This is a genomic window from Trichocoleus sp. DQ-U1 (assembly GCF_039961925.1).
Lineage (GTDB): Bacteria > Cyanobacteriota > Cyanobacteriia > Cyanobacteriales > FACHB-T130 > FACHB-T130.
The window spans coordinates 1-20,567 of record NZ_JAMPKB010000070.1 but is presented as its reverse complement, the minus strand read 5'-3'; the positions used below and the strand labels follow the sequence as shown (position 1 = coordinate 20,567).

Genomic DNA, 20,567 nt, shown 5'->3' with positions numbered 1-20,567 from the left:
TTTTTACGCAGTAGAGACACGCTCTGGCAAGTCTAGTATGAGGCGAAAGTCTATAGTATCGATATTATCCCTCTCCGTAAAATCTAACCAAACGCTCAGTCTACGATGAAGATTTTAATGCTCTCTTCCACCTTTCCCTATCCGCCAACACGGGGGGGAACGCAAGTAAGGACGTTTAATTTACTCAAGTATCTCAAGTCTAGCCATGCGATTACTCTAATTACGCAGCGCAGTGGAGATGTTACGGACGAAGAAATAAAAGGACTGCAAGAGTGGGTGGACGAGTTGGTGGTTTTTCCGCGCCCACAGGAAAGTTCTCAAGGAGGCGTGTTGGGGAAACTGCGGCGCTTCAGTACGTTTTTGCAGGAGGGAACACCCCCCAGCGTGCTGTCTCTCTACTCGCCAGAGATTCAGAAATGGGTGGATGAAGCAGTTGCTGCTGGCAAGTTTGAGGCGATTACTTGCGAACATTGCGTGAATGAAATCTATGTGCGTCCTGAGTGGCGGCGCAAGGATGGGAAAACCTCAGCGCTGCGGACGCTGGTAAATATTCATAGTTCTGTCTACGGGACGTGCAAGAACCAGCTGGAAACGGGGACATCTGAGAAGCCATTGCGAGACAAGCTGAATTTGCCGCTGTTGCGCCGCTATGAGCAGCGCTACTGTTCTAAATTTTCGGCAATTGTGGTGACGACGGAGGAAGATAAGCAACAAATTCAGGAATTTAATCCCAACGCCCACATTCAAGTGATTCCGAATGGGGTAGATTTTACTCAGTTTCCCATGCGTTCTGCCGATCCGGGAGGACACCGATTAATTTTTATTGGGGCGATGGATAACACGCCGAATATTGATGCGGTGCGCTTTTTTAGCTTGGAGGTGTTCCCGGAGGTTCAGAAGCGATATCCGGATGCGACGCTGGAATTGGTGGGCGCTCGTCCTGGAACGGAAGTTGTAGATTTAGGGAAGCGTCCTGGGATTACGGTTACGGGGCGTGTACCTTCAATGGCAGAGTATTTGCACAAGTCTTGCGTCTGCGTGGTGCCGATGCGGACAGGATTTGGGATCAAAAATAAAACGTTGGAGGCAATGGCAGCTGGGGTGCCCGTAGTGGGGAGCGATCGCGGTTTGGAAGGATTAGCGGTTGACGGGGAAAGCGTGCCGTTACGCGCGTTACGCGCTAATCGGGTGGAAGAGTATGTGGATGCGATCGCTAAGTTGTTTGAAGATGCGGATCTCAGAGAGCAGTTATCGAAAAATGCGCGATCGCTCATCGAAACAGAGTACACCTGGGAAAGCGCCGGATCTCGTTACGAACAAGTGCTGCTTTCACCTTAAATCCCTCGTTAACGGGGAAAGTCGCATTTCTCCCTCCCCGTACCTTCCTCTATTCCCCGCTAGTGAGGGAAGACAAGCAAGAAGGAAGGATTAAATGTTTCCAAGTAAGCTTTATGCCGCCTTAACCCCAGGGCGTCCTCGCTTCGATAGAAGTTAAACCCTTGCGCTGGTAACCACTCCTCTCAACCTAGTAAGAAGCGGTCAGGAGGGGTCGTCCGCGTCTCTAAGCATCGTCAGGATTAAGCTGCATCATTTTCCAGGTGGTAAAAGTTCCAACCGGACTCCACAACACATAGGGAACTAGCAACAGAGACGCCCAGCCGGAAATTGGTAAGACTGTTAGTGCCAGAATTAGACCTAAAACGGAACCAATTGCGCCAATAATCGTGCCAACTTTGAGACTGCGTAACCTCAACATCATTGGGTTGTAGGCGACAATTGCAATTTCTACTAAAAGATAGAACGCCATTAGTCCCCAATTTTTGGTGCGTTCCCAGACGATATAAGCTGACCAAGCACCGCAAATAAAAACGACTGTCCAGATGAGTGGAATTAATGGCTCAAATGTTAACCACCTTGGTCGTTGCAGGCGTTTGAACCACTTAACATCATTTGGCGTAATGATGTTACTCCCCATCGCTACTAAAAGAGTCACGCCCCCAATCACCATCCAAGATTTAATAACCATTCCCCTTCCCTTCGCTCCACCAGACCTGCTAGCCCTTTGTAGCGATTGTGTCAAGTTAGGAGGAAGCTGTAATCACCCCCTAGTCTGAAACTAAGTAGCGATCGCGCTTAACTTGTGTTGTGGTGAGTTCGAGAATGCGATCGCGCTTAACTTATGTTGTGGTTGGAGAATGAGATCGCTACTATTCTAGCGGTGTCTATTTGCTGTGTAGCAATATCTTGATGAGTGACACATACAATATAGAATGTAGACGATTTTTCCCTAAAAAATTATGACTGTTCGCTCAAACCAACCTCCTGTAGAAAATTTTCCGGCAGTGATGTCAAGACTTTATAGTCAGTCTGAGGATGTCAGAATTGCTGCGCTTCCTGAAATATTGCAATACGGTCAGCTAGGGAAAGATTTATTAATCAAAATCATCGAAACCGAAAAAGGAGCGTTACTAGAATCAGCTTTTGAATTATTTGTCGATGTATCAAGCAAGAAATATGAGCAATTAACTATAGAACTAAATAAGTCTAATGAATCTTTAAATGATGTTACTAAAAAAATAGATAAAGAAATTAGTCAATTAAAGTCTCATGTTAGCCAGTTGGATAAAGAAATTAATCAATTAAAGTTTCAGATTAACCAGTTGGAAAAAGAAATTGAAAATTTAGAAAACAATAAAAATAGGTTAACACAGAAAAGTAATGAATTGAGCCAGTATAGATTCCATGAAGAAGCAAAATAAAAAGATAAAATTAAAGCTCGTATGAATTATATCATAAAAAAAAGGGAAGAAATAGAAGAGGAAATTCAAAAAACTTTCTCACGACTTAACATTATTAGCCAATCTAATATTAAGCAAATTTATGCTCTTCAGTATCATCCTCATTTTTTGTCTAATATAACTATTTTTATAAGACTCAAAATTATAGTTTCAACACAGCTTGAGATAGAAACTGATAAAATTACTTTAAATACAAATTTTGCTCACGATCTTAGAGCTGATGAGCTTGATGGCAAAGAACTTATATTAGCTATAGAAGAGGAGTTCGATATAGAAATTACTGATGAATATATATATAATTATACAGGTTTAAGTGGTTATCCTAATTACACTATGAAAGATATTTTTGAATATATAATTTCTCATAAAAAGCAGAATATAGAGGCTATCTAGCTATAAATTGGGAATAATTAAGTATAGTATTTGCTGCTACTCCACTAAGATATTTTCTGCCTCACCCAAGCGCGAAATGACTTCAATAAGGCAATTTCTCCCATAGTTTTACTTTGCTCGATAAAATTACTGATTTCAGTTACCGATACGATGGGAAAGGCAATGCTGTATTCGCACTCGATATATTTTCCTTCTGTTAGCTGATAGAATTTTAAATCTCGTCCGTTGTATCTCCAGAGTTCAGTGACACCCAGCGCTGAGTAAATCTCAAACTTGTTAACAGAACTGCTGGTAATATCGATTTCAATTGCTAAATCTGGCGGCAGATCTGTTTCTAAATCCAGTTTTTGCTTACCTCTTACGGCTGGTTCGTTTTGGATATAGTAACAATTATCTGGTTCTATGCCTCGATTGGCTATTTTTCTCTTCAAAGTAGTAGAACCAGCGCTTTTAATTTCTATTTGTAATTCTTCAGCTAAGGCGAAGATTAAGCGGTCAAATTGTATTTTGGGGTTTTCATGTTCAAAAAGCGGGGTCATAAGTTCTAGAGTGCTTCCGTCATAAGCAAACCGCCAGCCTCTATCCTCACCTGTTTCTATCAGCAAGGCTTCTAAAGTTTCCCAGCTAATGTTGGGTAGTAAGGTTCTTTGTTCGGCTGGAGTTGAGGTGATAATCATCACTAAATTCGCCCAATTATTAATAGTGGATAAGGTGGGCATTACACTTAAAGAGGCGGTTGAAACCGCAGCTACACAGACAAAACCTGCCTACGCAGGTTTCAAAACCTTGTGTTTCTTTAAGTCCGCGCAGGCGGACTTCGTTTGTGTAGCCGCGAATTCCATTCGCCAAGGCTTAAGTTGACTTAGCCGAAGATACTGCCAAAAAACTCGACAGCTTCTTTCAAAGAGGCGATGAAAAGATCAATCTCTTCGCGGGTGTTGTAGAAATACAAACTCGCCCGTGCAGTAGATTGCACTTTTAAGTAACGGTGTAAGGGTTGGGTGCAGTGGTGTCCGGCACGGATGGCGATGCCAGCTTGATCTAAAATGGTGGATAAGTCGTGAGGGTGGACATCTCCAGCCGTGAATGCAGCGAGTGCAGCTCTACCTTCTCCAGTGCTGGTGGGTTGTGGCCCATAAGTTTTGATTTCTGGGATTTGCTGCAACTGTTGGAAGAGATAAGCTGTTAATTCGGCTTCGTAGGTATGGATGTTGTGCATACCAATACCACTGAGGTAATCTACCGCTGCACCGAGCGCGATCGCTTCCCCAATTGAGGGCGTTCCGGCTTCAAACTTATGCGGCAAATCTGCATAAGTAGCATGGTCGAGAAATACATCTGCAATCATCTCCCCACCGCCTAAAAAGGGAGGCATGGAACGCAGCAAATCTAGCTTACCGTAGAGGAAGCCAATCCCAGTCGGAGCGCACATTTTGTGACCGGAGGCGACTAGCCAATCGCAGTCTACGGCTTGCACGTCTAACACCATGTGAGGTGCAGCTTGGCAAGCGTCAATTAAGACTTTGGCACCGTATTTGTGAGCAATTTCGGTTATCGATTTAACTGGGTTAATACATCCCAATGTGTTAGAGACATAAACAGTGCTAACCAGTTTGGTTTTGTCGGAAATTAGAGATTTGAAGTGTTCTAAATCAAAAATTCCGTCTGGCGTTAGTTCTACAAATTTCAGCACCGCGCCCGTTCTTTGCGCCACGAACTGCCAAGGAATTAGATTGCTGTGGTGTTCCATTACGGAGAGGATGATTTCATCCCCTCGCTGCAAATTGTTCATTCCCCAACTGTAAGCGATTAAGTTAATCGCTTCGCTGGCGTTGCGGGTGTAGATAATTTCTTGACGCGAGGCAGCATTTACAAAAGCAGCAACTTTGTCTCTAGCACCTTCGTAGGCATCTGTGGCTTTGGCGCTGAGGGTGTGAACGCCCCGATGTACGTTTGAATTGTACTGCTCATAGTAATCCCGAATGGCGTTTAACACCGCCAGAGGTTTTTGGGATGTGGCGGCATTGTCTAGATAAACTAGGGGTTTGCCGTTGACTTCTTGGTGCAGAATTGGGAAATCTGCACGGACTTTATCGGCTAGTGTTCTGTCTTTGGTGAGAGTCATTGGTAATTGGTAGTTGGTAATTGATGATTGGTAATTGGTAACTGGTAAAAGTTATTTCTTCAAAATTCCATTACCCATTACCTCTTACCGATTCCACACTATTCGACTGTTCTACAAGCAACACATCGAGAGAGACTTGTTTGCAGAGAAGCGATAGGAATCTGGTTGATAATTTCTATCGCAAAAGCGTCAACTAACAAGTTGTTAGCACTCACCTTGTCTAAACCACGACTTTGCAGGTAAAAGACTTCCTCATCATCCAACTGACTTACCGTGGCACCGTGAGTACATTTCACGTTATCGGCAATGATTTCTAGTTGGGGCTTGGTATCGACTCTCGCTTTAGGTGACAACAGCAAGTTACGATTTAATTGTCCCGCATCCGTCAATTGTGCTGCTTTAGCAACTAAGACTTTACCGTTAAAGATGGAATGAGCCTTGTCAGCCACAATACACTTTTGTAATTGACGAGTTGTGCTGTGGGGATGGTTGAGAATAATCGCGCTGTGAGTATCGCCAATCTGTTCCCCAGAGATCATGGTTAAACCATTGAGGGTAGTTTCAGTTTGTTCGCCCAACTGATAAATTTCTAAGTTGTGGCGGGATATTTTGCCACCCAAACTCACTGCATTGCAAGTGTAGCGGCTGTTACGAGATTGCGCGATCGCACTCTTGCCAATATGAAACGCTGCGCCACTATCTCGTTGAATCCGGTTGTGGCGAACTTCAGCATTTTCTTCTACCCAAATCTCTGTAACCGTATTGATTAAATACGGATGAGTTTCATCCGCACACCAGTCGCCGACTGGCAGATAATCTTCAATCAGAGTTACTTGAGAGTTAGGTTCAGCGACGACTAAACAGCGTGGCTGAGTAATAGTAGGGCGATCGCTAAAAGTAGATAGAAACAGCAGATGAATCGGTGTTTCTACTACCACATTCTTCGCCACCCACACTACAGCAGCATCAGTTAATCCTGCGGTATTTAAAGAGGTGAATACCTCATCAAAACCCTTTTGTTGGGCGAAATAATTATCGATCCGAGTGCGATAAGTTATTGGCAGTTGGGCTAAATTTCCGGCAAATATCCCATCTGGCAAATTAGCAACAGATGACAGCGCGGGTGCATAAACACCGTTAACGAAAACTAGACGACTTTCGGCTGCTTCTGCTAAAGTTAATCCTTCAATTGCTGACCGGGGTACATCCGCAGATTTCGCAGCTTGGAAAGACAACTTCAAGAGAGGCGAAATGTCTGTGACACGCCACTCTTCATCGCGGGTAGTGGGAAACTTGAGATGAGGTAGCCAGGAAGCAGCGCGATCGCGTAATTCTTGCAACCAGCCAACCATCTCTGGATCGAGTACCTGTAATTCTTGACTGCGAGACAAGTTTAACAACTCAACCAGCTTGGCATCTCGATTAGCCGCAGCAGACTTTAACCCAACTTCTTCTGGATTGGGAATAGAAGTTACTTGAATTGTCATTTTGCACCCACCTCAGCTGCTTCTTCTTCCCTTACCCACTCATAACCGCGAGATTCCAATTCCAGCGCCAATTCTTTACCACTACTGGTAATAATTCGTCCGGCTTCCATGACGTGAACGAAATCTGGCACGATGTAATTAAGTAATCGCTGATAGTGAGTAATCACTAGCATCGCATTTTCTGCATTTGCCAGCTGATTCACACCATCCGCCACAATCTTTAGCGCATCAATATCTAGCCCTGAATCCGTTTCATCCAAAATTGCTAACTTTGGTTCTAGCAGTGCCATTTGCAGAATCTCGTTCCGCTTCTTCTCACCACCAGAAAAACCTTCGTTCACACTGCGGCTAAGAAAAGCAGGATTCATCTTTACCACATCCAGCTTTTCATGCACCAACTCATCAAAATCAAAAGCATCCAATTCCTCTAACCCCTCAGCCTTGCGACGGGAATTATAGGCAACTCTGAGGAAATCCACATTACTAACGCCAGGAATTTCCAAAGGATATTGAAAAGCCAAAAATATCCCAGCCCTGGCACGTTCTTCTGCTTCCATTTCCAGAAGATTTTGCCCCCGGAAAATCACCTCGCCGCCCGTCACCTCATACGCCGGATGTCCAGCCAAAACCTTAGAAAAGGTGCTTTTGCCAGAACCATTTGGCCCCATAATGGCATGGATTTCTCCCGCCTTTACTTCCAGATTCAAACCCTTAAGAATCGGAGTTTCATCAACATTTGCCGTGAGATCCCGAACTGATAGGATCACCTCACTATTTTCAATAATCATCTTTCCTCTCTTCTTCCTTTGTGCCCTTAGCGTCTTCGCGGTTATTATTCTATGTCAGCCTAAAAGTAGGCAATGCCCGCCTTACCTTTTTGAGTAAAGAAATTCAACCGTAGATAAACACAGATAACACGGAAAATTTATCGTCGTTTATCTGTGTTTATCTGTAGTTTCATTTATCCCACACTGCCTTCTAATTTCAGGCTCAACAACCTATCAGCTTCAACAGCAAATTCCATCGGCAGTTGATTAAACACATCCTTACAGAAGCCGCTAATCATCATCGAAATAGCATCTTCTGCCGAAATGCCCCGCTGCGAGAAAAAGAATAGCTGTTCTTCCCCAATTTTCGAGGTAGAAGCTTCATGTTCCACTTTTCCGGTGTTATTTTGCACCTGGATATAAGGGAAAGTATTCGCTTGGGCATTATCGCCAATCAGCATTGAGTCACACTGAGAATAATTTCTCGCACCCTTTGCCTTAGGGCCAATTTTCACCAAACCGCGATAGCTATTTGCCGACTTACCCGCCGAAATTCCCTTGGAAATAATCGTGCTGCGAGTGTTTTTGCCGATATGCACCATTTTGGTTCCGGTGTCGGCTTGCTGCATATGATTCGTCAGCGCAACGGAGTAAAATTCACCCACAGAATTATCGCCAACTAACACGCAGCTTGGGTATTTCCAGGTAATCGCGGAACCCGTTTCTACCTGCGTCCAAGAAATCTTAGAATTGACTCCCTGACACAGCCCGCGCTTGGTGACAAAGTTGTAAATACCGCCTTTGCCGTTTTCGTCTCCGGGGTACCAGTTTTGTACCGTGGAGTATTTAATTTCAGCGTTGTCCAGGGCAACAAGTTCCACCACAGCCGCGTGCAGCTGGTTGGTGTCAAACATGGGTGCTGTGCAGCCTTCCAGATATGACACAGAGCTGCCTTCTTCGGCAATAATTAGCGTGCGCTCGAACTGCCCCGTATCTCCGCTGTTGATACGGAAGTAGGTGGAGAGTTCCATCGGGCATTTGGTGCCTTTGGGGATGTAGACGAAGGAACCATCGCTGAATACGGCTGAGTTGAGGGCGGCGAAGTAATTATCGGCTACTGGCACAACGCTGCCGAGGTACTTCTGCACCAGTTCGGGGTGTTCCCGCAAAGCTTCGGAGATGGAACAGAAGATCACGCCGTCTTTGGCTAGCTTCTCTTTAAATGTTGTGGCAACTGAAACACTATCAAAGATGGCATCTACGGCAACGTTAGACAACCGCTTTTGCTCTGAAAGCGAAATCCCTAGCTTCTCGTAGGCTTCTAACAAAGTTGGATCGACTTCATCTAGGCTACCCAGCTTTTTGGGCTTTTGCTTCGGCGCGGAGTAGTAGATGATGTCCTGGTAGTCAATCGCCGGATACTTGACATGAGGCCAAGTTGGTTCGGTCATTTTCAACCATTGCCGATAGGCTTTGAGGCGAAACTCTAGCATGAACTCCGGTTCTTCTTTCTTGGCGGAGATCAGGCGAACAACGTCCTCACTAAGTCCGCGAGGAATGCTATCTGTTTCAATGTCAGTGACAAAGCCGTATTTATAGGGCTGATTGACTAAGGTTTTAACGCTAGCAGTCATAGATAAAAGTGTTCTCGCGTGTTTGTGTCGGACAAATCTCTCAGGATGGCAGGCTCAGGGCATGGGCGTCCGGAGTAGATCGCCCAGTCAAACTGCAACTACAATAGTAAAACAACAGGCTTGTTGCTTTACTTAATTCTATTTTAAAATACTTTAGCAACATAGATGTTGTCAAAGTCCAGTAGGAATTTTACCGCAAGACGATGGCGATTACTCAGCAGCCTTCCACCAAACATGACATCTTGCAACATTTACTGAAAACAGGTCAAGCCACGGCTCAGGAGCTGGCTGACGCCTTTGAGGTAAGTCCGCAGGCGATTCGGCGTCATCTGAAGGATTTGGAGACAGAAGGGCTGATCGTCCATCAATCGGTGCCTGCGGCGATGGGACGCCCGCAGCACGTCTACGAGCTGAGTCAAGAAGGGCGCGTTAGCGTAGCGGCGCTTTTAGCGCCTCGCTTCCCCAGTCGTTACGGAGAGTTTGCCGTTGATTTCCTAGACACCTTGACAGAAACGCTCGGTTATGAGCAAGCAAGTACGGTGTTGCGAAAGCACTGGGAACGCAAGGCGATGGAATATCAAGTCAGGCTGGGTAAGGGAAATTTGCGCGATCGCGTTGCCAAATTAGTCGAACTCCGCAAAGCTGAAGGTTATATGGCAGAGTGGTATCCTCTGGAGGAAAACGATGCTCAATTTATATTGGTAGAACATAACTGTGCCATTTCCCACGTCGCCTCGTCTTTCCCCAGCGTTTGCGGACATGAATTAGAAATGTTTGCTGCTGCTCTGCAAGATTGTAAAGTAGAACGGACGCACTGGATTATTAACGGAGAACATCGCTGCGGCTATTTAATTAAAGAACAGTAACTAAAAATATTTATGACTCAACCACAGCAACCATCAGAACAATTTTTGACATACGAAGAAGCGGTTAAGGTAGATTCAGCACTGCTTCAAACTCATGAAAAATTTATAACAAGATTAACTATCTCATCCTTAAGAGTGTTGAAACACATCGCCGAAGAGTACGGTGTTGTTATTGAAGATTTAACACCTGAGCAGATTATCACTTGGTTTGAAAACGACTCAAAAATTAGGCGCGAGCAGGGAAGCGATGCCGCATTTTTGAAGTGGTAATCCTTAGTGCGTATTTCTGAGGCAGGAATATAGTTATAAACAAGTTCAATAAATAGATGTATCTCTCTTCTCTAGGAAGGGGGATTTTTATTTTTAGATAGTCTCTAGATACTATTGACTTAATTATGGCAGTACATATATATTGTTTTTTCAACCAAATTACATTAAATTTCCGCTACATATAGGGGCAAAAAGAATGGCAATTCACGAACTTAGTTTTCAATCTGTAAAGCCAATCGCAGCACTTTCTTTCTACGCTCATCGGGTGGACTTAAACCAAGCGATCGTCGCTCCAGATCAACTACCTTCAGAGCTAGGAAAGCTAGCCAAGTGTTTGCGTCAGGAAAACAGAATACCTATAGTAGCCGACACAACAGAATTTTGCCTGCTGAGTCCTTATCCATTAAAGAGTAATGGTTCTTTTCAGATTTTGTCATTTGTAGCTGTAGACATAACTGCCCCTAAATATCGCCGTCAGTTAGAGCAGATTCTGAATCTAGGCACGATCGATCACTTTCGCAATAGGGGTTTCAGAGTGGATGCCTACGAGCGCGAGGCTTTTTTAGAGACACTAAAGATTTCAGAGGAGATTGAAACACAGCGATTTATCAAATGGAATCTCCGTATCGATACCGATAAATATGTATTTTTTTCCATCGACTATAGCAACTCGTATCACAGCTGTTACACGCTAGATGAACGTGAGTTATCAAGCCTGACTCCTGACCAGCAGCTAGTTCACAGCTATGATGGAAAAAGCTGTCGCTATGTGGGATTAGCTGGATTTACAGTCTCCGATATTCAAAGCGGATTAGGTAATATCAGCTTACTGGAGTACCATCGCCGCAAAGGAGAAATCTCTGAACAATTTATTAGCAGTATTCCTCCTGCAACTCCCGCTATCAAAGTCAACTACGGTTCAAAGGGAGAAGATGTTATCTACCCCCACATCCCTCATTTGCTCAAAAAAACATTTACCAAAGATGACGTTGAGGCTAGAGTATTTAATGCTCAAGTTTGGTCTATTGATAAGCGATTTAAAACAGCGATCCAGGAAATTGAGCATTTTAATAACTTTTTAGGAATAGACATACCTGGTCAAAAAATTACTTTTAACATAACTCCATATTATCCAGATCCTCAAAGAGACTTTCCTGAAAAGCATAAAAATAATCTCGATTTTGGTGGAGGCTGCTTTGGCAGCTACCCCACCCAAGGACTAGGAAAAAAAAGATTACTAGAAAAGCCAGAGCAGATAAAAATTGTGGTTTTTCATCCAGAGAACTGGAAAGTTATGGAATGGTGCGAGGAGTTTGAGAAATTTGCAGCAGGTTTCCGCATTCAATTTATATTTATACAAGACGAATTTTTTGAATACCACTCTTATCCTATAGGTAAAACTTTAGAAATTCAGCGAAAATGCCGTAATTTAGAAAAATATGATTTAGCACTAATATTTGTACCGGATAAAGAAGAATGTATATTAAACCCCAAATTTGACCCATACTCCATATTTAAACGAGAATTTGTTAAAGCTATGTTGCCTTCTCAGGCAATTGAAGAAAGTACACTAAAAGCTAAGTTTAAAGATAATACAGGTTACAATCTGTTGTTAGGAATATTGGGTAAATTGGGCTATTGCCCTTGGCAACTTAAACATATGCCTGGAGACGCACAAGCTTTTCTGGGTTTGGATATTGGACGCAAAGATGGTGTAGCTGTCGGTGTAGCTGCCTTTATTGTGAGTCCGCAAGGGAAGGTTCTTGGGTGGTTCCCTGCCAACTTTCAGAGTCACCGGGAAACTTTTGATATTACAGCTTTACGCAGTATTATTTTTGATTTAATTAACCTTTATGAAGAAAGAAATCAAACTCCCCTTAACCATTTAGTTATTCACCGAGATGGTTATTTCCAAGCAGATGAACTTGATTTGCTAGATGAACTTATGCCGGAATTAAGCCAAGCGGGAATACAGAAATTAGATGCAGTGGAAATTCTAAAGTCTGGATATCCTCGTGCTGGGCAGTGGAATGAGAAATCCAAAAAATGGGAAAATCCCCGTAGAGGATTAGCATGGCCTATTTCGGAGACTGAAGTTGCTCTGATGACCACAGGTAAAACAGAAATAAAAGGGGGAACTAATTTTGTTCCACGTCCGATTATCGTACGACGGCGACGTGGTGAAACCAGACCTGGATTCTTAGCTGCTCAAGTTTACTGGCTGAGCGAAATGCATATTGGTTCGACCCAAACAATCCGCTTGCCCATTACAACTTACTATCCTGATATGGCTGCTGAGTATGCTTTGGAAGGGCTTTTGCCGACTGGATTGCAAAAGGGTTGCAAGTTGCCTTTCTAGTCGCTACGTCTTTATGCTACAAAGTTTACTTTCACTTATACGCGATCGCATTCTCCCCAAATTCACCCACATCAAAACCAGCCTAGAATGTGACTACTGCGCGATCGCAACCAAAAAGGTGGAATATGAAGCAAGTAGCCGTGAGTCAATAAATCGGATACTGGCTCAAAGTGGCATGACTGAGGACGAATTAGCTGCGAATTAGCTGATATTTTTGATACAAGTAGCCGGTTCCCTATGATGCTGATAGTTGACGCTAAACTCTTGGAGGGTAAATAAGGGTGCGCGTAAAAACATCATTATCCCAAAGGTGGCTGTATCCTTAACTCAGATAATCGGAGAAAACCACCTTGAGTCTAAAGCTTTATTTCCTCCGCCACGGACAAACAGACCGCAGTCGAGATAATGTTTTCTGTGGTTCCATAGATCCAGATTTGACGCCAGATGGTCTAGAGATGGCAAAAGCCTTTGCTGTTACCTATCATTCCCTACCCTGGAGTGCTATTTTTTGTAGTCCGATGCGGCGTACCGTAGCAACTGCAAAACCGCTGTGTGAAGCTGTGGGGATGCAGATGGAATTGCGGGACGGTTTGAAAGAGATTAACTATGGTAAGTGGGAAGGAAAAACTATAGAAACCGTTGACCGGGAGTATCACGATGATTATATTCGCTGGACTGCCGATCCGGCTTGGTATCCGCCGACTGAGGGAGAATTAGCAGTAGCGATCGCTCACCGTTCGTTACAAGTGATTGAAGAAATCAAGCAGCGGTTTAGCAACGGCAATGTTTTGATTGTTGCACACAAAGCGACTATCCGAATTATGCTGTGTAGCTTGCTGGGAATTGATGTCGGACGCTTTCGCTTTCGCTTGGGATGTCCGGTGGGTTCGGTCAGTATAGTGGAGTTTGGCGCTCATGGGCCATTACTTCATGCTTTAAGCGATCGCATTCATTTGGATGAGCGTTTGCGTACCTTACCAGGTACATAATTTGTTTGTAAATTATCTAGTAATGTTCGTAATCGCGGCTATACAAACAAAGTCTTTTTATGCGTTTACGCACACGCTAAGCTAACGTAGACTTTAGCATCAAAACCTGCGTAGGCAGGTTTCGTCTGTGTAGCCGCGATTTCTCTTCGTCAAGGCATATTAATGTAAGATATTTTATCGATGATTCCTACTATTTCTATAGTTCCCATTCAGCAGCTTGCTTCAGGCGATCGCCTCTCAATTCAAGTTTATAAATTTATCGGTGCTAACCCTGGGAAAAAAGCATATTTACAAGCCAACTTGCACGGGGCGGAAATTGTTGGCAATGCGGTCATTCACCAGCTAATCGAGTTTCTGATTACTATTAATGATACTCAGCTCAATGGCGAAATTTGGCTACTTCCTGTCTGCAATCCCATCAGTACCAATCAGCGGACTCATTATTTTTCTACAGGTCGATACAATATATTTGATGGGAAAGACTGGAACCGCATCTTTTGGGACTATGAAAAGGAAAGTGAAGATTTAGAAGGATTTGCAAAGTCTTACATCAATTTTGAAATAGATGCTATAGAAAATGAATACTACAAAAGAATTAAAAATAGTTTCGATAAACTTTTAGAAAAAATCAAGTCTCCAAGTGGAGCGCCTTTTAACGAACGATATCGCTATCAGCTACAATCTTTATGTTTAGATGCTGATTATGTAATCGATATTCATAGTTCGTCGAATCAAGCGATAGATTACTTATATGGCTTTCACCGTAGAGAAGAAAGTGCCAAGTATTTTTTACTCGATTGGGAAATTTTACTGAATGAATATGATGGAGATGCTTTTGATGAAGCTTTCCTCAAGCCTTGGTTAGCGTTGGAAAATCAGCTAGAAACTTTAGGGAAATCGATAGTCTTTGATAAAGAATCTTGGACGCTAGAACTGGGTTCGGGAATGCAAATGAATCCAGAATCAGTAGAAAAAGGAGTCCAAGGCATCAAAAATTACTTAGCCCAGAAAGGTATTTTATCGATTCCTGAATTTCCTTTGCCGCAAACAGCATTCCAAAAAGTAACTTTTATTTCAAAAAGCAATCTAAAAAAATATTATGCGCCTAGCGGAGGGATGATCCAATCAAGAGTCAAACTAGGTGCTTCAATCGAGGCTGGGGAAAGACTTTATCAAATTCTTAGCTTTAATAAAGAAGAATTACCAAAATTAATTGATGTTTGTGCGGAGAACGCTGGTTTAGTCTTTGATATTTCGACGAATCATGCAGTGAATGAAGGAGAGTATGTATTATCAGTGATGTAGGGGTTTTTAAAAACGCAAACATGATGGAAGATGGGACGACGACAAACGCAGCAGTTAATAAAGGCGAGGGAAATATCCTAGACGAGTCAGGAATTTTCAGCATTCCGAAAGCCCCGGAAGGATATAAATCGGGCTTCATTGGGATTATTGGACGCCCTAATGTGGGTAAGTCTACATTGATGAACTACATGGTGGGGCAAAAAATTGCCATCACTTCGCCAGTGGCGCAGACGACACGCAACCGACTCCGGGGTATCGTGACGACGCCAGAGGCACAGATGATTTTTGTCGATACCCCAGGAATTCATAAACCGCACCACCAGTTAGGGGAGGTGTTGGTGAAAAATGCCCAGATTGCGATTGAGTCGGTGGATTTGGTGCTGTTTGTAGTGGATGGAGCGGTAGACTCTGGAGGAGGCGATCGCTATATTGTCGATATTCTGAGCCGCACCAAAACGCCTGTGATGTTGGGGATGAACAAAATCGACCTGCGAACCTCAGATTCCCAACAAATTGATGAGAGTTATAGGCAGCTAGCTGAACCCTACAACTGGCCTATTGTGAAGTTCTCTGCCCTCACCGGAGAGGGAGTTGAGGCGTTGCAGCAATTACTCAGCGATCGCCTAGAACCAGGGCCATACTATTATCCTCCTGATTACGTTACCGACCAGCCGGAACGCTTCATCATGGGGGAACTGATTCGAGAACAAATTTTGCTGCTAACCCGCGAAGAAGTTCCCCACTCAGTCGCCGTTACGATTGACATGGTGGAGGAAGAGCCGACGATTACTCGCCTTCTCGCGACTATCTACGTTGAACGCGACTCGCAAAAGGGGATTGTGATTGGCAAAGGCGGAACGATGCTCAAAGCGATTGGTAGCGCTGCCCGCGAACAAATCCAAAAGTTAATTGCGGGGAAAGTTTATCTGGAGTTATTTGTGAAAGTGCAGCCGAAATGGCGGCAGTCTCGACTACATTTAGCAGATTTGGGGTACAGGGTGGAACAGGAATAAACCGCGAAGACGCGAAGGACACGAAGGAAGAAAGAGAAGAAGAAAACTCTTCTTTTTCTTCCTTCGCGCTCTATAGCGCTAACGCGCATGGCTCCGCTAGTGCGTCTTTGCAGTTCCTCAAATCCCCAAACGTTGATAAATCTCGTCTAAATGCTGCAAATGATGCTGCGGAGCGAAACACGCCTCAACTTCTTCTGAAGAAAGATGCTGTGTAACGCGGCTGTCTTTAGCAATCAAATCGTGGAAATCGCCATCGGTTTTATTCCACGCTTGATGAGCGCAAGACTGCACCGTTGCATAGGCGTCCTCGCGGCTCATTCCTTTTTCTACCAGGGTGAGCATGACTCGCTGGCTGAAGACGACGCCGCCGTAGCAATTCATATTCCGCTCCATGTTTTCGGGATAAACCAACAGGTTTTTCACCAAATCGGTCATTTCCGCTAACATGAAGTGCGTTATCGTGCAGGAATCGGGCAGGATCATCCGCTCCACGGAGCTGTGAGAGATGTCCCGTTCGTGCCAAAGGGCGACATTTTCTAAGGCTGCAACAGCATGACCCCGGACAACTCGTGCCATCCCTGTTAGTCGCTCCGAACGAATCGGATTGCGCTTGTGCGGCATCGCAGAGGAGCCTTTTTGTCCTTTAGAGAAGAATTCTTCGACTTCTAGGACATCCGTGCGTTGCAGGTTGCGAATTTCGACGGCAAATCGCTCAATCGAGGCAGCCACTAAAGCCAAAGTTTGTACAAAATCGGCATGGCGATCGCGCGAAATTACCTGCGTCGATGCTGTATCCGGTTCGAGTCCCAGCTTTTGGCAAGCGATCGCTTCAACTCTCGGCTCAATATTGGCGTAGGTTCCGACTGCACCGGAAATCTTGCCAACGGCAATTTCTTTGCGAAGACGCTGGAGGCGATCGCGGTTTCTCAATACTTCCGCCAACCATCCCGCCAGCTTAAAGCCAAACGTAATCGGTTCCGCGTGAATGCCGTGCGATCGCCCAATCATCACCGTATTCTTATGCTGCTGCGCCTGCTGGCGAATTGCTGCAATCAAATCTTCCACCCCTGCCAGCAACACATCCAAGCTGGCTACCAGTTGCAGCGCCAAAGCTGTATCCAGCACATCCGAACTGGTTAATCCCAGGTGAATATAGCGCCCCGCGTCGCCTACATATTCATTGACGTTTGTCAAGAACGCGATCATATCGTGGCGGACTTCAGCCTCAATTTCTAGCACCCGCTTCGGGTCAAAATTAGCCTTCGCCTTAATTTCCTCTACCGCCTGGGTTGGAATATAACCCAGTTCAGCTTGGGCTTCACAGACTGCAATTTCAACCTGGAGCCAAGTCTTTAGTTTATAAGTGTCAGTCCACAGGTTGCCCATCTCAGGCAACGTATAACGCTCGATCACAGTCCGCCACAAAGTACAACCGTTTTATTGTACCTCTTGCTACTCTTTGTAACTACGATAGAGACTGAATTTGGTTGATTAGCCAAGCATACAACTGACTGCGACCCGTTTCACGACCCCTCCGTAAAGCTTCTTCAAGTAGGGTAAAAGTTAAAGACGGCAAAACTTGAGACTGGGTAATTTGCCTACTTCCATTATCAGCAATTGCAAAACCAATCAATTGTGCCTGACGTACATTTACCACCCAATATTCAGCAACTCCCAGTCTTTCATAAAGCATTCGCTTGCTGCCTATATCATCTGAAAGAGAAGTTTTAGAAATTTCAATTACTAAATCTGGTGGCGGGTAAGTATCTAAATCAACAATAGTTGTATCAGGGGGAATAATTTCGGCGTTTTCACCAATATAAAAGGCTAAATCTGGTTGAGCTTCTGCCTCTCCAGTTTTTCTAAAAGTACAGTTAGTTACGCCACTGATGGGGATGGCTCTGATACCACCAAATAAAGCAACGGCATACCCAATAGAAAAGTTATCGTAGGAGTGGTCGTAGCCTTGGGGAGTCATCTCTATCCGTAGTTGTCTATCGTGGTAATAGTATTTAGCTTTTTCTAGTTGCGGATCTGCACTAGCTTGTATGTACTCATCCCAAGTAGCACTCGCCCATTCATTTAGTGGTAATTTGGTTTGTAAGTTACTCATTGATTACTTTAGCAAAAATAAAGTATTAGTACCTGGATATCGGAACTGCACGCCATTCCAGCCTTCATCAGTGAGAGTCACATTCTTATGGGTTTCACCGGATTCATTCATCTTTTGATTTATCACAAATTGCAGAAAACCCAAGTATATTATAATCACTGCATTCTATCTATCGTGCGATACTGAATTGCTTCGGCAACATGGTGGGTTTTGAGTCCTTCATCTCCAGCTAAATCGGCAATGGTACGCGATACTTTTAAGATGCGATCGCTTGCTCTTGCTGATAACCCCAATTTGCGAATAGCGGCTTCTAATAAGTGGCGAGAAGCATCATCCAGTTGACACCATTGCCGCAAATGACCACTTTGCATCTGAGCATTGCAACGCACTGATGAATCGCCTTTAAATCGAGTATGAGCGCGATCGCGTGCTGTTTCTACTCGTTCCCTGACAGGTGCCGACTCTTCCCCAGTCGGTTGTTGCGTAATTTCCTCTGGCTTGAGGCGATTCACTGCAACTTGCAAATCGATCCGATCCATCAAAGGGCCAGAAAGCTTTGCCCAGTATTGTTCTCGCTGTCGAGGGGAACAGGTGCAAGCTTGAATCGTATCGCCAAAGTAACCGCACGGACAGGGATTGGTACTAGCAACTAAAGTAAACTGAGCCGGAAACATGACCGATTGGCGAGTGCGAGAGATGGTAACAAAGCCATCTTCAAGCGGCTGACGCAAGAATTCCAGCACATCTCGCTTAAATTCTGTAAGTTCGTCCAGAAATAAAACGCCCCGATGCGCTAAAGATATTTCTCCCGGACGCGGAAAACTACCGCCACCAACCAGGGAGGGGCCAGAAGCGGAGTGGTGAGGACTGCGGTAAGGGCGATCGCTTACTAGCGATCCTCTATTCTTAAGTAAGCCCGCAACTGAGTGGATTTGAGTCACTTCGAGGGCTTCGTCAAAGCTTAACGGCGGTAATATCCCCGGTAAGCGCCGCGCTAGCATCGTCTTCCCACTTCCCGGTGGCCCGACAAATACTAAGTTATGTCCACCCGCCGCCGCAATTTCTAGGGCACGGCGGGCAAAGCTTTGTCCTTTTACATCCTTTAAGTCTGCACTGCTGAAGTGGGTTTTGGCTAACTCCTCTCTACCATCCACCTGCACTGGGGAATAACGCTCTGGCTCATTGAGAAAATCAGCAACTTGAGACAGATTTTTGAAACCGTAGACGGCTAGACCTTTGACAACTGCGGCTTCCCGCGCATTATTTGCTGGAACGACTAAACCAGCGATTCCCATTCGTTGGGCAGCGGCGGCAATTGGCAGCACCCCGGCAACCGGACGAAGACTTCCATCTAGGGAAACTTCCCCTAAGAATAAATAATCTCCTAACAACTGGGCACTCACCTGCTCAGACGCCGCCATGATGCCCACACTGATGGGCAAATCAAAGCTGGGGCCTTCCTTTCGTAAATCCGCAGGTGTCAGATTTATGACAATTTTTTTCATCGGAAAGGCATAACCAGCGTTCTTCAGTGCCGCCTTCACCCTCTCCTTCGACTCCTGAACCGCTGTATCTGGCAATCCCACCAGCACAATTCCCGGCAATCCTCCCGATACATCGACTTCAACCCCCACCTTTACCGCATCGATACCGACGATAGATGCACTCCAAACCCTAGCCAGCATGGCAATCTCGCCCCACTTTTGTTTGATGATGCTGTTGGTATTTGCCGTAGTCCAAACCCGTTTTCATTTAGAAACCAGGTTTGTAACAAGTTTTATGAGAAGCCAACCAACAGAATCTTTTATTAGAGTTCCCGCGATCGCGCTTAGCTTTATCGTCCGGGCTTAAAATGGCTGCAAGCACAGCTAATCACCGAAATAACCAAGCAACATGAGTGAAACGACAGAAACCATCTTCAGCAAGATAATCCGCCGCGAAATCCCCGCAGACATTTTGTATGAGGATGACCTGGCACTTGCCTTTAAAGATATTCAACCCCAAGCCCCCGTTCACATTCTCGTGATTCCCAAGCAGCCGATTCGCCAGCTTGCTGATGCCGATTCTCAGGATCGGGACCTAATGGGTCACTTGTTGCTGATTGTTAAGAATGTTGCAGAAAAAGCCGGACTCGACAACGGCTACCGCGTTGTCATTAACACCGGCTCGGATGGGGGGCAAACCGTACCCCATCTACATTTGCACATTCTGGGCGGACGCCAGATGAAATGGCCTCCAGGCTGAATCAGGAAGCCGAAAAAATTTTTGTTGAAAAAGCTTTACAAAACTCAATAGATGAGTTAATCTTGAAAACAAGGTAGAGAAATTACTACCTCGAACCTAGAAAATTCAAAGCAATCATAAAAACATGACCACAACCTTACAAAGACGCGAAAGCGCCAACGTATGGCAACGGTTTTGCGATTGGGTCACATCAACCGACAACCG

20 protein-coding genes are annotated in these 20,567 nt (G+C 44.7%); 11 read left to right on the top strand and 9 right to left on the bottom strand.

Annotation, left to right across the window (positions count from 1 at the left end; translation table 11 throughout):
* The first annotated feature begins 105 nt into the window (after nt 1-105).
* A complete protein-coding gene (locus NDI34_RS22240) occupies nt 106-1,338 on the top strand; it encodes a glycosyltransferase family 4 protein (protein WP_190985158.1) in 1,233 nt (410 codons plus the stop codon).
* A 223-nt stretch (nt 1,339-1,561) separates the two neighbouring features.
* Here the strand turns inward: NDI34_RS22240 and NDI34_RS22235 are convergent, their stop codons facing one another.
* A complete protein-coding gene (locus tag NDI34_RS22235; protein WP_190531287.1) occupies nt 1,562-2,026 on the bottom strand; it encodes a TspO/MBR family protein in 465 nt (154 codons plus the stop codon).
* Nucleotides 2,027-2,297: 271 nt separating this feature from the next.
* On the opposite strand from NDI34_RS22235, the gene NDI34_RS22230 reads away from it, so the two are divergent.
* Nucleotides 2,298-2,759, top strand: a complete 462-nt coding sequence (locus NDI34_RS22230) for a hypothetical protein (protein ID WP_348233861.1) — start codon at nt 2,298-2,300, stop codon at nt 2,757-2,759.
* 156 nt (nt 2,760-2,915) lie between these two features.
* Entirely contained in the window at nt 2,916-3,191 is a 276-nt protein-coding gene (locus tag NDI34_RS22225; protein ID WP_348233866.1) for an acyl carrier protein, read from the top strand.
* 44 nt (nt 3,192-3,235) lie between these two features.
* Here NDI34_RS22225 and NDI34_RS22220 read toward each other — a convergent pair whose 3' ends face one another.
* The 5 genes from NDI34_RS22220 to sufB all read right to left on the bottom strand — a co-directional run bounded on the left by NDI34_RS22220 (nt 3,236) and on the right by sufB (nt 9,204).
* Nucleotides 3,236-3,868, bottom strand: coding sequence for a Uma2 family endonuclease (locus NDI34_RS22220; RefSeq protein ID WP_190985188.1), 633 nt, complete (start codon nt 3,866-3,868; stop codon nt 3,236-3,238).
* Nucleotides 3,869-4,053: 185 nt separating this feature from the next.
* Entirely contained in the window at nt 4,054-5,316 is a 1,263-nt protein-coding gene (locus tag NDI34_RS22215) for a SufS family cysteine desulfurase (protein ID WP_348233860.1), read from the bottom strand.
* Between the two features lie 98 nt (nt 5,317-5,414).
* Complete coding sequence (gene sufD, locus NDI34_RS22210) at nt 5,415-6,803, bottom strand: Fe-S cluster assembly protein SufD (RefSeq protein ID WP_348233859.1); 1,389 nt, start codon at nt 6,801-6,803, stop codon at nt 5,415-5,417.
* On the bottom strand, nt 6,800-7,591 hold the full coding sequence (gene sufC / locus NDI34_RS22205) for a Fe-S cluster assembly ATPase SufC (protein WP_348233858.1): 792 nt from the start codon (nt 7,589-7,591) through the stop codon (nt 6,800-6,802). Before sufC ends, sufD begins: the two co-directional genes overlap by 4 nt.
* Before the next feature lie 173 nt (nt 7,592-7,764).
* Nucleotides 7,765-9,204, bottom strand: a complete 1,440-nt coding sequence (gene sufB / locus NDI34_RS22200; protein WP_348233857.1) for a Fe-S cluster assembly protein SufB — start codon at nt 9,202-9,204, stop codon at nt 7,765-7,767.
* Nucleotides 9,205-9,407: 203 nt separating this feature from the next.
* On the opposite strand from sufB, the gene sufR reads away from it, so the two are divergent.
* The 7 genes from sufR to era all read left to right on the top strand — a co-directional run bounded on the left by sufR (nt 9,408) and on the right by era (nt 16,006).
* Nucleotides 9,408-10,070, top strand: coding sequence for an iron-sulfur cluster biosynthesis transcriptional regulator SufR (gene sufR / locus NDI34_RS22195; protein WP_348233856.1), 663 nt, complete (start codon nt 9,408-9,410; stop codon nt 10,068-10,070).
* A gap of 12 nt (nt 10,071-10,082) precedes the next feature.
* Entirely contained in the window at nt 10,083-10,340 is a 258-nt protein-coding gene (locus tag NDI34_RS22190; RefSeq protein ID WP_348233855.1) for a hypothetical protein, read from the top strand.
* 196 nt (nt 10,341-10,536) lie between these two features.
* The gene (locus NDI34_RS22185) at nt 10,537-12,699 is read left to right on the top strand and encodes a Piwi domain-containing protein (protein ID WP_348233854.1); all 2,163 of its coding nucleotides are present in this window, start codon (nt 10,537-10,539) and stop codon (nt 12,697-12,699) included.
* A 13-nt stretch (nt 12,700-12,712) separates the two neighbouring features.
* Nucleotides 12,713-12,904, top strand: coding sequence for a hypothetical protein (locus tag NDI34_RS22180; protein WP_348233853.1), 192 nt, complete (start codon nt 12,713-12,715; stop codon nt 12,902-12,904).
* Between the two features lie 145 nt (nt 12,905-13,049).
* Complete coding sequence (locus tag NDI34_RS22175) at nt 13,050-13,688, top strand: histidine phosphatase family protein (RefSeq protein WP_348233852.1); 639 nt, start codon at nt 13,050-13,052, stop codon at nt 13,686-13,688.
* Between the two features lie 180 nt (nt 13,689-13,868).
* Nucleotides 13,869-14,993, top strand: coding sequence for a succinylglutamate desuccinylase/aspartoacylase family protein (locus NDI34_RS22170; protein ID WP_348233851.1), 1,125 nt, complete (start codon nt 13,869-13,871; stop codon nt 14,991-14,993).
* A 23-nt stretch (nt 14,994-15,016) separates the two neighbouring features.
* Nucleotides 15,017-16,006, top strand: coding sequence for a GTPase Era (gene era / locus NDI34_RS22165; RefSeq protein ID WP_348233865.1), 990 nt, complete (start codon nt 15,017-15,019; stop codon nt 16,004-16,006).
* Between the two features lie 117 nt (nt 16,007-16,123).
* Here era and purB read toward each other — a convergent pair whose 3' ends face one another.
* The 3 genes from purB to NDI34_RS22150 all read right to left on the bottom strand — a co-directional run bounded on the left by purB (nt 16,124) and on the right by NDI34_RS22150 (nt 19,804).
* Nucleotides 16,124-17,419: an adenylosuccinate lyase gene (gene purB, locus NDI34_RS22160; protein ID WP_348233864.1), complete on the bottom strand. Its 1,296-nt coding sequence runs from the start codon at nt 17,417-17,419 to the stop codon at nt 16,124-16,126.
* 52 nt (nt 17,420-17,471) lie between these two features.
* Complete coding sequence (locus NDI34_RS22155) at nt 17,472-18,119, bottom strand: Uma2 family endonuclease (protein WP_348233850.1); 648 nt, start codon at nt 18,117-18,119, stop codon at nt 17,472-17,474.
* 155 nt (nt 18,120-18,274) lie between these two features.
* Nucleotides 18,275-19,804, bottom strand: coding sequence for a YifB family Mg chelatase-like AAA ATPase (locus NDI34_RS22150; protein WP_348233849.1), 1,530 nt, complete (start codon nt 19,802-19,804; stop codon nt 18,275-18,277).
* 208 nt (nt 19,805-20,012) lie between these two features.
* Between NDI34_RS22150 and NDI34_RS22145 the strand changes: the two genes are divergently transcribed.
* On the top strand, nt 20,013-20,363 hold the full coding sequence (locus tag NDI34_RS22145; protein ID WP_190676031.1) for a histidine triad nucleotide-binding protein: 351 nt from the start codon (nt 20,013-20,015) through the stop codon (nt 20,361-20,363).
* Nucleotides 20,364-20,567: the final 204 nt, after the last annotated feature.